A 13,218-nucleotide genomic window follows, 5' to 3' on the forward strand; every position below is an offset into this window, starting at 1 on the left:
ACCCCGGCCGTGCGGGCCCGGCCAACCGCCTGGCTCCTCCCGTGACTTCCTCCTATCCTGCGCCCATGCCGATCATCGACGGGGACACCGATGCACAGCTGGCCGTGGCCGCGGCCCTGGCCGGCGCTGCGGTGGTGCGCGACCTGTACGGCAAGCGCCTCGCGCGCCATGAGAAGTCCGCCGGCGACTTCGCGACGACCGCCGACCTCGCCGCCGAGCGGGCCGTCGTGGACCTCCTGCGCGGGGCCCGGCCGCAGGACGCGGTGACCGGCGAGGAGGGCGGAAGCACCGGCGCCGCGGACGCGCACCGCCGCTGGCTGGTCGACCCGCTGTGCGGCACCCTCAACTACGCCGTGCACACCATGCTCGTCGGCGTGAACGTCGCCCTGCGCGAGGGCACCGCCATCACGGCGGCGGCGACGGCCGACCCCTTCAGCGGCGAGGTGTTCTGGACCGACGGCGTGCGGGCCCGGGTCCGCCGGGACGGCACCGACGAGGAGCTGACCCCGTCGGCCGGGTCCGCGCTGGTCGACGTCAACCTCGACCCGCCCTTTCCCAGCGCGCCCGGATTCCGGGCCGTGCGCCTGCTGGGCGAGCCCGGTTTCACCGAGCGGTTCCGGCCCCGGGTGATCTCCAGCACCCTGGCGGTGGCATGGGTCGCCGCGGGACGCAGGGCCGCCTACGTCACCGACGGCGATCTGCGCGACAGCGTGCACTTCGCCGCCGGAATCGCGCTGTGCCGGGCGGCGGGCTGCACGGTGACCGGTCTGTACGGGGAGCCCGTGCTCACCGGGTCGGGCGGGCTCGTCGCCGCGGCCGACGCCGGGACGCACGCCGCGCTGCTGGAGCTCATCCGCTCCACCGGCTGAAGTCACCGTCCAGGCAACGCCGTTCGAAGGATTTGGCTTCCGAAGGCTTGTGGCCCGCTTGGTTCACCACTTAAATCAAAACATGAAGTAAGTGGTGGGGCCGGTCTTCCGGCCCCCGCAGCCGCATGGAGCCGCCGTATGAGTCCACATCCCGCACGACTGAGACCCCTGGGTGTCGCCCTGGCCGCCATGGCCGCGCTGATCGCCCTGCCCCTGACCAACGGTCCCGCCGCCGCGGCCGAAACCCCCTTGTCCCAGGGGAAGTCGGCCACCGCGTCCTCCACCGAGAACGCCGGCACCCCCGCCTCCGCCGCCGTCGACGGCAACACCGGAACCCGCTGGTCCTCCGCCGCGAGCGACGACCAGTGGCTCCAGGTGGACCTCGGCGCCACCGCCTCCGTCACCCAGGTCGTCCTGAACTGGGAGGCCGCCTACGGCAAGGACTACAGACTTCAGATCTCGAAGGACGCCGCCACCTGGACCGACCTGAAGTCCGTCACCGGTTCGGACGGCGGCACCGACACGGTCGACGTGAGCGGACAGGGCCGCTACGTCCGCCTCCAGGGCGTGCACCGGGCCACGCAATGGGGTTACTCGCTCTGGGAGTTCCAGGTCTTCGGATCGACGTCCACGAGTCAGCCGGGCTGCGGCACGGCCAACGCCGCCAAGGGCGGGGCCGCTTCGGCCTCCTCCACCGAGAACGCCGGCACCCCCGCCTCCGCCGCCTTCGACGGCGACCCCGGCACCCGCTGGTCCAGCCAGGCCGCCGATCCGCAGTGGGTGCGCGTCGACCTCGGCTCCGTCCAGGACATCTGCAAGGTGGACCTCACCTGGGAGGCCGCGTACGGCAAGGACTTCCAGATCCAGGCCTCGTCGGACGGGCAGAGCTGGAACACCCTGAAGAGCGTCACCGGCGCGACCGGCGGCACCGCGTCCTACGACGTCAGCGGCTCCGGCCGGTACGTCCGGATCTACGGCACCGCCCGCGGCACCGGCTACGGCTACTCGCTGTGGGAGGCCGCCGTGCACACCGGCGGCACCGGCACCCCGCCGGTCCAGGGCGGCGGGGACCTCGGCCCGAACGTCATCGTCGTCGACCCCTCCACCCCCAACCTCCAGCAGAAGTTCGACCAGGTCTTCGCCCAGCAGGAATCCGCCCAGTTCGGCACGGGCCGCTACCAGTTCCTGCTCAAGCCCGGCACCTACAACGGCATCAACGCGCAGATCGGCTTCTACACCTCGATCTCCGGACTCGGCCTGAACCCCGACGACACCCAGATCAACGGTGACGTCACCGTCGACGCCGGCTGGTTCAACGGCAACGCGACCCAGAACTTCTGGCGTTCGGCGGAGAACCTCGCCATCACCCCGTCCAACGGCACCGACCGCTGGGCCGTGGCCCAGGCCGCGCCGTTCCGCCGTATCCACGTCAAGGGCGGACTCAACCTCGCCCCCAACGGCTACGGCTGGGCCTCCGGCGGCTACATCGCCGACTCGAAGATCGACGGCACCGTCGGCCCGTACTCCCAGCAGCAGTGGTACACCCGGGACAGCTCGGTCGGCGGCTGGACCAACGGCGTGTGGAACATGACCTTCTCCGGCGTCCAGGGCGCCCCCGCCACCAACTTCGACAACGGCCCGTACACCACCCTGGACAACACCCCCGTCTCGCGGGAGAAGCCCTTCCTCTACCTGGACGGCTCCGCCTACAAGGTGTTCGTCCCCGCCAAGCGCACCAACGCGCGGGGCGTGTCCTGGCCGGCGAACCCGGGCACGTCCGTCCCGCTCGACCAGTTCTACGTCGTCAAGCCCGGCGCGACCGCCACCACCATCAACGCGGCCCTCGCCCAGGGCCTCAACCTCCTGTTCACGCCCGGTGTCTACCACCTCGACCGGACCATCGACGTCACCCGCGCCAACACCGTCGTGCTCGGGCTCGGCCTCGCGACCCTGGTGCCGGACAACGGCGTCGACGCGATGCACGTCGCCGACGTCGACGGAGTGAAGCTGGCCGGCTTCCTCATCGACGCGGGCTCCGTCAGATCCGACGCCCTGCTGCGGATCGGCACCCCCGGCGCCGGCGCCGACCACTCCGCCAACCCCACCACCATGCAGGACGTGTTCGTCCGCGTCGGCGGCGCGGGCCCCGGTCTCGCGACCGATTCCGTGGTGGTCGACAGCGACGACGTGATCATCGACCACACCTGGATCTGGCGCGCCGACCACGGCAGCGGTGTCGGCTGGGACACCAACCGCGCCGACTACGGACTGCGCGTCAACGGTGACGACGTCCTCGCCACGGGCCTGTTCGTCGAGCACTTCAACAAGTACGACGTCTACTGGAACGGCGAACGCGGCCGCACGATCTTCTTCCAGAACGAGAAGGCGTACGACGTCCCGAACGCCGCCGCCGTCACCCACGACGGCATCGTCGGCTACGCGGCCTACAAGGTCGCCGACACCGTCACCACTCACGAGGCCTGGGGCCTGGGCAGCTACTGCAACTTCACGGCCGACCCGTCGATCGTGCAGACCCACGGCTTCCAGGTGCCCACCACCCCGGGCATCAAGATGCACGACCTGCAGGTGATCTCGCTCGGCGGCATGGGCCAGTACGCCCACGTCGTCAACAACACCGGGGCACCCACCTCGGGGACCAGCACCGTCCCCTCCAAGGTGACCTCCTTCCCGTAATCCGCGCGGCCGTTCCGGGACGGGGCCCGCTCCCGTCCCGGAACGGCCGCATTCCCGGACCGCTGAGCCCCAGCGGGCCGCGACCTCCGTCACCGTCGTCCCGGCGTCCCGGTCGGCGGCCACCAGGTCCCGGTGGGCGTGCGTGAGCCGCACCCGGCGCAGACGGAGCGCCCGTACCGTCATGCTGGTCCGCGTGGCCGTCGATGTAGGCGAGGGCCCGGCGCAGCAACACCGGATGCGGTCGTTGCGGTCGGCGGCGGTCGGCTCGGCCGGCGCCGTGCGGCGATCAGCGGCTGGTCCGCGATCTCCGGATCCGACAGCACGCCTTCGCGCAGGTGGGTGATGGTGCGCGCACGGTGGCGGGCCGCGGCCGCCGATTGCGGACGGTGCCCGGTCAGCCGTACGGAAGGCGCGCCGTCCTCGCGGCCGGCCACCTGGTCGGCGTGGTCATCACCCCCGAGCAGGGCTGGGCGGCCCTGAAACACATCTCGGAGCACACCGACATCAAGCTGCGCGAGGTGGCGGACACCCTGGTGCGGTGGCCCGCGCCGAGGCGCCCCGCACCGGCACACCGACCGTGCCGCCCGGCCGTACGGCGACACACCGTGTTTGGGCCAGTGTCCGGGTGCAACCCGGCAGGGGCGGGGGCCGGGGGACCGACCCCCGGTCGCCGAGGTCCTGGGCATCGACGTCTTCCGCTCCGACGTGCTCGGCCTGAACGGGCTCGACGACCGCCGCCAGTCCGAGGGTGTGCTGGCCCAGGCGCAGGACCGGTACGTCCCGAACTGCGGCCGTACCGGCCGACGGATAGGGTGGCCCCTGCGGGCGACCGGACTGGCGCCCGCCACCCGGGTCAAGAAGCCGGCCCTGCTGACGAAGACGCGTCCGGCAGGCGGGCCTTGGCCCCGTCCGGCGGTCTCCGGGACCGGACCAGTGCGTCCGGCGGGCCTGCCCCCGGTACTCGACAGGAGACGGCCCGACTTCACCCCGACCGGAAATCTCCCATGGTTACCGGTTTCGGACGCCCCGGCCCGGGGACCTCGGTACGGGAGCCGTGCCGGCCCTTTCCTCCGTGTTCGGCCTGATGCGTGCACCGAGTCGGCCGTATCCCTCGGCGTGGCCATCGCGCGGCGCGCACCAGCACCGCGTCCGCGCGCGTACCCCCCTATGACCAGCGAAGGACTGCCACTGATGAGCGAGACCAATCCTCTCAAGCATGCGGCGGACAAGGTGGCGAAGGCCCTGCGCGGTGCTGCCGAGGGCCCGGAGGACGGCGTGCCCGGCAAGCCGGGCCCCGAGTCGCCGCCGGTCGCCGAACCGACCGAGCCCCGTGAGCCGTTGCCGCCCAAGCCCGACCAGACCGGCCCGGACACCGTCTCGCCCACCGGTCAGCCCACCGGCGCCGACCAGGCGCGGATGGCGCAGAGCGGCAGCTACCTGACCGACGCGCAGGGCACCCGGCTGTACGACACCGACCACTCGCTCAAGGCGGGCCCGCGCGGCCCGGTCCTCCTCCAGGACCACCACCTGCGCGAGAAGGTCATGCACTTCGACCACGAGCGCATCCCCGAGCGCGTCGTCCACGCCCGCGGCGCGGGCGTGCACGGCGTCTTCCGCAGCTACGGCACCGCGGCAGGCGTCACCAAGGCGGCGTTCCTCGCCGAGGACACCGAGACACCGGTGTTCGTCCGTTTCTCGACCGTGCTCGGTTCCCGGGGTTCCTCCGACACCGTCCGCGACACCCGGGGCTTCGCGACGAAGTTCTACACCAGCGAGGGCGTCTTCGACCTGGTCGGCAACAACATCCCGGTGTTCTTCATCCAGGACGCGATCAAGTTCCCGGACGTCGTCCACGCCGCCAAGCCGCACCCCGACCGGGAGATCCCGCAGGCCCAGAGCGCCCACGACACCTTCTGGGACTTCGTCACGCTGCACACCGAGGCCACCCACCACACCCTGTGGAACATGTCCGACCGGGGCATCCCGCGCTCGTACCGCACCATGGAGGGCTTCGGCGTCCACACCTTCCGCCTGGTCGACGCGGCGGGCGCGACCACCCTGGTGAAGTTCCACTGGAAGCCGAAACTGGGCGTGCACTCCCTGGTGTGGGAGGAGGCGCAGATCATCAACGGCGTCGACCCCGACTTCCACCGCCGCGACCTCTACGACGCCATCGAGTCCGGCGCCTACCCGGAGTGGGAACTGGGCATCCAGACCTTCCCCGACACACCCGAGCAGACCTTCGAGGGCATCGACCTGCTGGACGCGACGAACCTCGTCCCCGAAGAACTCGCCCCCGTGCAGCCCATCGGCCTGCTCACCCTCGACCGCAACCCCTCGAACTACTTCGCCGAGACCGAGCAGGTCGCCTTCCACGTCGGGCACCTCGTCCCCGGCATCGACGTCACCGACGACCCGCTGCTGGCCGGCCGGCTCTTCTCCTACCTGGACACCCAGATCACCCGGCTGGGCGGCCCCAACTTCGCGCAGATCCCGATCAACCGGCCGCACTCGCCCGTCAACGACATGCTGCGCGACGGCTTCCACCAGACCGCCGTGCACCGCGGTGTCGCCCCCTACCGGCCCAACTCCCTCGACGGCGGCTGCCCGTTCACCGCGGGTGCCGACACGGGCGCGTTCATCGAGACACCCGTAAAGGTGCCGGAGGCCACCAAGGTCCGTGCGGCACCGGAGTCGTTCGACGACCACTTCAGCCAGCCCCGCCGGTTCTGGCTCAGTATGAGCCCGGTGGAGCGCGAGCACATCATCGGCGCCTACTCCTTCGAACTCGCCAAGTGCTACGAACAGGCCATCAGGGAACGGGCGTTGCAGGTCCTCGCGAACATCGACCCGGAGCTGTGCGCCGGTGTCGCCGCCGGACTCGGCCTGCCCGCACCCGAGCCGACCGTGCCCCTGGCCGAGGTCGAACCGAGCCCCGCCCTCTCCCAGGTCGGTCACACCTGGCCCACCGACGGCCGGATCGTCGGCATCGTCACCGGCCCCGACGGCGACCTCGACGGCGTACGGGCCGTGCGCGAGGAGGTGCTGAGCGGCGGCATGGTCCCCCTGATCGTGGCGCCGGCCGGCGGCACCCTCGGCGACGGCACGGACGCCCTGACCGTCCAGCGGACCTACGCCACCGCGCGTTCGGTGGAGTTCGACGCCCTCCTGGTGGCCGGGACCCCCGGGGTCGGCGCCGACGCCTACGGCGCCCGCGACGCCAAGGCCGGCTCGCCCGCGGCCCAACTGGGCACCCCCGACCCCCGGGTGGGGCTGCTGCTGGCGGAGGCCTACCGGCACGGCAAGGCCATCGGTGCCGCCAAGGGCGGCGAGACCGCGCTGGAGGCGGCCGGCATCCCGCTCGACGCCCCCGGTGTGGTCGCGGGAGACACCGCGACGGCGGTGCTGCAACAGCTCACCCGGTTGCTCGGCGCCCACCGGGTCTGGGAACGCTTCCCCTCGGCCGCCTGACCGGCACGGCGGACGCACGGCGGTCCGATCGGCCTAGCCGGAGAGGCGAACGGCGTGGCGGGCAGGTGTGATGGACGGGTCCCTACGCCCAACCAGTGAGGCAGATCATGCGCATTCGCAGCATCGCCACGACGGCCGTTCTCGCAGGTGTTCTCGGACTCGCGGGTGCGACCGTCGCACACGCCGACCCGGCCCCGGTCGTCGGAAGCGCCGTCAACAGCCCGGGTGTCCTCTCCGGCAACGTGATCCAGGTGCCGGTCAACATCCCGGTCAACCTGTGCGGCGACAGCATCGACCTCGTCGGCCTGCTGAACCCGGCCGGCGGCAGCTCCTGCGTCAACGACTGACGACGCCCGTGCGCCGGCCCCTCCCGTGGGGCCGGCGCACGGCCGTTCAGGACCCCGTCGTCCGCGCCGCCCCGGCAGGCGCCTCGGCGGTCTCCGCCGGCTCGGTGGGCTCCGTCGTGCGGCACAGCAGCAGACAGATGTCGTCGTCGTGCTCGGCGTCGTGCAGCATCGGCTTCAGCAGGGAGTCGGCCGCCGCCTCCAGGTCCGCCGGCTCCGTCCCGTCCAGCGCTTCCATGGCCCGGGCCAGCCGGTCGATCCCCGCGTCGATCCCGGCGGACCGCCGCTCCACCAGACCGTCGGTGTAGAGCGCGATCGTGGACCCCGCCGGCAGCTCGACGGTGTGCTCCTCGTACTCGTAGGGCACCGGAACGCCCAGCATGATCCCCGGCTTCGCCTCCAGCACCCGCACCTCGCCCCCGGGCCCCCGGATGACGGGCGGCGGATGCCCGGCGGCCGCCCACACCACCTCCGGCGTGCCCGGCGTGAACCGGGTGATCGCACAGGTCGCGTACAACTCCGGCTGCTGGTGCAGCAGCATGCGGTGCAGCAGCGTCAGGATCCCGGCCGGGCCGTTGCCCTCGACGGCGTACGCGCGCAGGGCGGTGCGCAACTGCCCCATGATGACCGCCGCGCGCAGTCCGTGCCCCGTGACATCCCCTATCACCGCCAGCACACTGCCGTCGGGTTGCGGGAAGGCGTCGTACCAGTCGCCGCCGATGTTCAGGCCGTGCGTCGCGGGCAGATAGCGGGCGGCCAGCGCGAGCCCGGGGGTCGAGGGCAGGTCGGTGAGCTGGGCGCGCTGCAGGGCCTCGGCGACGTCCCGGTGCTGCTCGTACCGGCGGGCGTTGTCCAGGGCGATGCCCGCACGGCGGGCCACCTCCAGCAGCATCACCGTGGTGTCCGGGGCGAAGCGGTCGCCGGGCGCGGTCAGCGTCAGCACACCCTGCACCGTGCGGGCGCCGAGCGGCAGGCACAGCAGCGGCCGGTCGGGGGAGAGCACGGAGGCCGGCAGGTCGTCCACGCCCGGGAGTTCACCGGGATGGGGGCCTGCGTACTGCGGGCGCCCGGTGCGGGCCGCCGCGACCGTGGCCGCCGGCCGCCCGTCCGCCGGCGCCCCTTCGTCCTCCAGGAGCCAGACGTCCACGTTCGCGGCGTACTCCGGGACCAGCAGCTCGGGGATCCGGCGCAGGATGTCCTCGTGGTCCAGGGAAGCGTTGAGGACGGCGCTGGCGTTGGCCAGGAAGGTCAGCAGTCTGCGGGCGTTCTCGGCCTCGGCGCGTGCGATCCGCTCGGCGTCGAGGAGTTCGCGCTGGGCCAGCGCCGCCGCCTCCAGTTCGGCGTGCAGCGCCAGCACTCCCTGGTTGGTCTGGTGCAGCTCCTCGCGATGGAACTCGACCAGCTCCTCCGTCTCGTCCAGACCGGTGAGTACGGCGGTCGTGTCCTCGTCGGCGGCCAGCAGCGCCTCGGCCAGGCCGATGTCGTCCACGGCCGCCGGGCGGGGCAGCGGGCCGGTGACGGGGGAGGGGCAGACGAGCGCCCGCTGCCAGGGCTCGGTCAGGGCCGGTCCGTGCAGGGCCACGTGCAGACAGCCGCCCGGGTCCGCGGTCACCCGCAGTTCCGCGCCGCCCTCGGCCAGGCCGTGGCGCAGCCGGGCACCGAGCGCGGTCAGGAAGCGGGCCCGCTCGAGCGCGGGCACCCCGGCGTCCGCCGTGAGCCGTGCCAGCAGGGCGCGGGCGCGGGCCGCGTCGGCGGCGGAGGCGATGGTCCAGGTGTCGGAGGGGGCTGTCATGGAGTGGGGGTCCGGCGGTCGGGGGCCAGTACGGCCACACTGGTGTCGTCACGTACGGGGCGGGCGGGGCTGCCCGCGTCGCGCAGGATCGCCGCGGCCACCACCGAGGGGTCGTGGGTGAGCAGACGGGGGTCGTCGGGCGGGGTCCAGCGGCTGGGCAGTCCGTCGCTGTGCAGGACGAGCAGACTGTCCGGGCGCCAGGGGAGCCGACGTGCGGGGAGGTGCGCCGGGAAGTACGCCCCGACGATCCCCGGACGGGTCACCAGGGAGGTCCACGAGTCCTCGGTGCGCAGCCGGGCGCCGACGTTGCCGACGCCGGCGAAGGCGAGCTCCCGCCGTTCCGTGTCCAGCTGGGCGACGGAGACCGCCGCACCCCGGGTCGGCCGCAGCGCGGCGTTCAGCCGGCGCAGGATGTCCTCGGGTGGCAGGGGAGCGAGAGCGCGCAGCTCCGCCACCGCGACGCCGGCCGCGTGCGCCGCCTTGGGGCCGTGTCCGAGGCCGTCGGCGAGCAGCAGCGTCACGAGCCCGCCGGAGCGCGCCCAGGCCCAGGCGTCGCCGCACTGCTCCGCCTGGCCGAGCGCGACCGCGATCCCGCCCGCGGGCAGCTCGGCGGCCCATGTCCCGCGTTTGCCGGGCACCGGGTCGATCCGGGCCGTGGCGACCGTCCCGCGGCTCGGAACGCTGTAAAGGTGGAAGGCGTTCGCGATCCGCCGGCAGCTGCCGAGGCCCGCGCCGAGGGAGACGTCCGCCGTGGTGTAGCCGTCCCGCAGCGCCGCGGTGACGTCGGCGATGCCCGGGCCGTTGTCGAGGGAGAACAGCTGCACCGAGGTCCCGGCGCCACCGGCCGGCGGTGCCACCGGGTTCACCACCATACGGCCGCCGCCCGCGTGCTTGAGCAGATTGGTGGCCAGCTCGGTGGCGACCAGCTCGGCGGCCGCCGTGCGCTCCGCGGCGAGGCCCGCGTGGGCGCACGCCTCCCGGGCGGCCATCCGGGCGTCCCGGACCCGTGTGGAGTCGTGCACCGGGACCTCCCACACCCGGCTCATCCGAACCCCGGACGCGACGAGGGGACCTGGGCCACCCAGGCGACGGCCGTCACGGTCGTGCCCCGGCCCGGTTCGCTGTCCACACCGAACTCGTGCACCAGCCGCTTGGCGCCGCTCAGTCCCAGCCCGAGCCCGCCGCCGCTGGTGTAGCCGTCCGTCATCGCCAGCTCCAGGTCACGGATGCCCGGCCCGCTGTCGATGAAGCACATCCGCAGCCCGCGGGTACGGCCGTTGTCCAGCGGGGTGATCTCCACCCGACCGCCGCCGCCGTGCACCAGGGTGTTGCGGGCCAGCTCGCTCGCGGCCGTGACCAGCTTCGTCTGCTGCACCAGGCCGAAACCGAGCTGCGCCGCGCATTGCCGCACCTGCTGCCGCACCCAGGCCAGATCCGCGTCCGAGCCGATGGGCAGGCTGGTCGCGGTGGTCCGGCCGGACGTCTGCATCACGTCCCCCTCTGGGACAGCAGTTCCATGGCCCGGTCCACGTCCAGGGCGGTGACCAGCCCGGGCAGGGTGAGCCCCAGCTCGACCAGGGTGATCGCCACGGCGGGCCGCATCCCGGCCAGTACCGTGCGGGCCGCCAGCAGCCGCGCCGTCGAGGCGATCTCCGCCAGCACCCGGCCGAGGAACGAGTCGACGACGTCCACCCCGGAGATGTCGAGCACCACACCGCTCACCCCGCTGGCCGAGATGCGGCTCGTGATGTCGTGCTGAAGCTGCTCGGCCATGCCGTCGTGCAGCTCGCCCTGCAGGGAGACCAGCAGGACGTCGCCCAGGGCGAGTACCGGGACCTGGGCGGGACGACCGGGAAAGGTCTGGTTCACCGCGCACTCGCACCCGCGTCCGTACGGGTGACCTCGATGCCCTGCCGCCCCAGCGCGTAGGCCAGCGCGTCGGCCAGCGAGGCACGGGTGAGCACGGAGCCCAGGTCGATGCCGAGCTGCACGATCGTCTGCGCGATGGCCGGGCGGATGCCGGAGACGATGCACTCGGCACCCATGAGCCGCGCCGCCGCCACGGTCTTCATCAGGTGCTGCGCGACGAGCGAGTCGACGGTGGGCACGCCGGTGATGTCGAGGATGGCGTACCGGGCCCGCTGGTCGACGATGGCCTCCAGCAGGGACTCCATCACGACCTGGCTGCGCGCGCTGTCGAGGGTGCCGATCAGCGGTACGGCGACGGTCCCCTCCCACAACTGGATGACGGGGGTGGCCACTTCGAGCAGCTGCTGGCGCTGCCGCTCGATCAGCTCGCTGCCCGCGTGCAGCGCGGTCTCCATCACCACCACGCGCAGCGTCCCCAGCAGGACGGTCAGCGCCAGCACACTCTCGTGGGCGTGCGGTGCGGCCGGGTCGGCGAACTCCGCGCGCAGCAACTCCGTCACCGGCTCGCGCAGGGCGCTCACCTCGTCGGAGATCTGCGAGGGGGTCGCGCCGGTACGAGCCCTGGTCTGGGCCGTACGTCCCAGCTGGTCGCGCACGGCGCCGAAGCCGGGGGCCTCGATGTCGTCGAGCCGACCGGTCGCCGCCACCTGGGACAGCGCGTCCACCACGGCCTTGCCCGCCTCGACCGCCTCGTCGCGGGAGACCGTGAAGACCGTGCGGAACAAGGGGGCGTCGGCCCAGCGCTGGGCGATCTGTTCGCGGCGCCGCTCCAGGAAGGAACTCACCGCCTGCGGCGCCGACTCGGCCGCGTCCTGCTCCGGCACTTGCATCTCTCCTCTCGCACAGCCAGGTGCCGGCACCGGTCGGCCGGACCCGAGCAGTTAGTTGCCGTATGACAACATTATCCGCCACGTTCCCGTCCGGCCAAACCACCCGGCAGGTGACCGTGTCACCTCCGGCGCCCTCGCGCCCCGCCACGGCCGCCCGTGCCGGCAGCCCCCGTCCGGCACGCCGCCGCCTAGGGCGCTGATCGCCCCGGCGCCGCTGATCGTCCCATCGCCTTCGAGAGGGGCGGCGTGACCGCGTTCCGCACCCCTCCGGTGCCGAACGAGGCCGCGCGGGTGACCGCGGGGGCGGCGACTCTGCCGGAGGCGCCGGCAGGCCCCGCGCCCGTCCGTCGCCCGGGCACCACGGCTCCGTCCGCGAGCCGGCTGTGCGACTGGCTCCCGACCACCGGATTCGCCGGACGGGCCCCCGGTGACGTCGCCGCGGCCCCGCGGATCCCGGGCCGCGAGGCCGCGCCGGCAGCCCGCGGGAGCGGACGGTAGGCACATGGCCGCCGGTGCCCGGCGGCCCCGGCCGGGTCACCGGCCGTCCGCCGCGACACCCCGGTCTGTTTCCCGCGCACGTCGACACGGCTCCTTCGTTGCGTCAAGCGGTCTCGGCCCGGCGGCTTCCGCCGCCGGGCCGGTGTCGCTGGGCCGTCTACCCCGAAACGCGCCGGACTCTCCTGACTGTTGCCGACGTCACCCAGGAGTGCGACCGGTCAGAGGCCGGTGCCGCCTCCCGCACCGCCGACCTCGCCGCGCCAGGCGCCGGTCTCCTGGCCCCCGCGCTTCTCGATGAACTCCTTGAACCGGTGCAGATCGCCCGTGACGCGCCGCTTGACCAGGCCGAGCTTGTCGCCGACCGTCTCGGTCACGCCCTCGGGCTCGTAGTCCAGCTGGAGCATGACCTTCGTGCTGGACTCGTCGATGCGGTGGAAGGTGACCACACCGGCCTGCCGCGCCTCGCCGTCGACGGTGGTCCAGGCGACCCGCTCGTCGGGCCGCTGTTCGGTGATCGCGGCGTCGAACTCGCGCCGGACGCCGCCGATGTTGGTCACCCAGTGCGTGAGGGTCTCGGTCCGCTGCTCGATGCGCTCCACACCCTCCATGAAGGCGGGGAAGGTCTCGAACTGGGTCCACTGGTTGTAGGCGGTGCGCACCGGCACGTCGACCCGCACGGACTCCTCGACCTGAGACATGAATGATCCCTCTCGTCGCTGTCGAATGCTTGGGGGATCGGGTTCCTGGCTCCGCGCGGTCCATGCATGCGAACTCCTCGTGCATGCGAACTC

General features: G+C 72.9%; 10 protein-coding genes. 4 read left to right on the plus strand and 6 right to left on the minus strand.

Going from position 1 to position 13,218, the window contains the following annotated elements; translation table 11 throughout:
* Positions 1 to 65: 65 nt before the first annotated feature.
* From N8I86_RS33865 to N8I86_RS33880, 4 genes are all read left to right on the plus strand, one after another.
* On the plus strand, positions 66 to 869 hold the full coding sequence (locus tag N8I86_RS33865; RefSeq protein WP_263279521.1) for an inositol monophosphatase family protein: 804 nt from the start codon (positions 66 to 68) through the stop codon (positions 867 to 869).
* A 138-nt stretch (positions 870 to 1,007) separates the two neighbouring features.
* Positions 1,008 to 3,563 carry a discoidin domain-containing protein gene (locus N8I86_RS33870; RefSeq protein ID WP_073890786.1) on the plus strand — a complete coding sequence of 852 codons (2,556 nt, stop codon included), beginning with the start codon at positions 1,008 to 1,010 and terminating at the stop codon, positions 3,561 to 3,563.
* Positions 3,564 to 4,754: 1,191 nt separating this feature from the next.
* Positions 4,755 to 7,034 carry a catalase gene (locus tag N8I86_RS33875; RefSeq protein WP_263279522.1) on the plus strand — a complete coding sequence of 760 codons (2,280 nt, stop codon included), beginning with the start codon at positions 4,755 to 4,757 and terminating at the stop codon, positions 7,032 to 7,034.
* A gap of 107 nt (positions 7,035 to 7,141) precedes the next feature.
* The gene (locus N8I86_RS33880; protein ID WP_263279523.1) at positions 7,142 to 7,381 is read left to right on the plus strand and encodes a chaplin; all 240 of its coding nucleotides are present in this window, start codon (positions 7,142 to 7,144) and stop codon (positions 7,379 to 7,381) included.
* Between the two features lie 46 nt (positions 7,382 to 7,427).
* Here N8I86_RS33880 and N8I86_RS33885 read toward each other — a convergent pair whose 3' ends face one another.
* From N8I86_RS33885 to N8I86_RS33910, 6 genes are all read right to left on the minus strand, one after another.
* Positions 7,428 to 9,170, minus strand: a complete 1,743-nt coding sequence (locus tag N8I86_RS33885; protein ID WP_263279524.1) for a PP2C family protein-serine/threonine phosphatase — start codon at positions 9,168 to 9,170, stop codon at positions 7,428 to 7,430.
* Positions 9,167 to 10,216 carry an ATP-binding SpoIIE family protein phosphatase gene (locus N8I86_RS33890; RefSeq protein WP_263279525.1) on the minus strand — a complete coding sequence of 350 codons (1,050 nt, stop codon included), beginning with the start codon at positions 10,214 to 10,216 and terminating at the stop codon, positions 9,167 to 9,169. Before N8I86_RS33890 ends, N8I86_RS33885 begins: the two co-directional genes overlap by 4 nt.
* On the minus strand, positions 10,213 to 10,659 hold the full coding sequence (locus N8I86_RS33895; RefSeq protein ID WP_073890777.1) for an anti-sigma regulatory factor: 447 nt from the start codon (positions 10,657 to 10,659) through the stop codon (positions 10,213 to 10,215). Before N8I86_RS33895 ends, N8I86_RS33890 begins: the two co-directional genes overlap by 4 nt.
* Positions 10,659 to 11,039 (minus strand): STAS domain-containing protein, encoded by a 381-nt coding sequence (locus N8I86_RS33900; protein WP_073890776.1) that lies wholly within the window; start codon positions 11,037 to 11,039, stop codon positions 10,659 to 10,661. Before N8I86_RS33900 ends, N8I86_RS33895 begins: the two co-directional genes overlap by 1 nt.
* A complete protein-coding gene (locus tag N8I86_RS33905) occupies positions 11,036 to 11,929 on the minus strand; it encodes an STAS domain-containing protein (protein WP_263279526.1) in 894 nt (297 codons plus the stop codon). The genes N8I86_RS33900 and N8I86_RS33905 overlap by 4 nt, the downstream gene beginning before the upstream one ends.
* Before the next feature lie 716 nt (positions 11,930 to 12,645).
* Entirely contained in the window at positions 12,646 to 13,125 is a 480-nt protein-coding gene (locus N8I86_RS33910) for an SRPBCC family protein (RefSeq protein ID WP_073890772.1), read from the minus strand.
* Positions 13,126 to 13,218 lie beyond the last annotated feature (93 nt).

The sequence above is a fragment of the Streptomyces albidicamelliae genome (genome assembly GCF_025642175.1).
GTDB classification, from domain to species: Bacteria; Actinomycetota; Actinomycetes; order Streptomycetales; family Streptomycetaceae; genus Streptomyces; species Streptomyces albidocamelliae.

What these genes read in the sequence shown, in the direction of transcription:
- N8I86_RS33865 (WP_263279521.1), top strand. Translation starts at nt 66, where the DNA reads ATGCCGATCATCGACGGGGACACCGATGCACAGCTGGCCGTGGCCGCG.
- N8I86_RS33870 (WP_073890786.1), top strand. Translation starts at nt 1,008, where the DNA reads ATGAGTCCACATCCCGCACGACTGAGACCCCTGGGTGTCGCCCTGGCC.
- N8I86_RS33875 (WP_263279522.1), top strand. Translation starts at nt 4,755, where the DNA reads ATGAGCGAGACCAATCCTCTCAAGCATGCGGCGGACAAGGTGGCGAAG.
- N8I86_RS33880 (WP_263279523.1), top strand. Translation starts at nt 7,142, where the DNA reads ATGCGCATTCGCAGCATCGCCACGACGGCCGTTCTCGCAGGTGTTCTC.
- N8I86_RS33885 (WP_263279524.1), bottom strand. Translation starts at nt 9,170, where the DNA reads ATGACAGCCCCCTCCGACACCTGGACCATCGCCTCCGCCGCCGACGCG.
- N8I86_RS33890 (WP_263279525.1), bottom strand. Translation starts at nt 10,216, where the DNA reads ATGAGCCGGGTGTGGGAGGTCCCGGTGCACGACTCCACACGGGTCCGG.
- N8I86_RS33895 (WP_073890777.1), bottom strand. Translation starts at nt 10,659, where the DNA reads ATGCAGACGTCCGGCCGGACCACCGCGACCAGCCTGCCCATCGGCTCG.
- N8I86_RS33905 (WP_263279526.1), bottom strand. Translation starts at nt 11,929, where the DNA reads ATGCAAGTGCCGGAGCAGGACGCGGCCGAGTCGGCGCCGCAGGCGGTG.
- N8I86_RS33910 (WP_073890772.1), bottom strand. Translation starts at nt 13,125, where the DNA reads ATGTCTCAGGTCGAGGAGTCCGTGCGGGTCGACGTGCCGGTGCGCACC.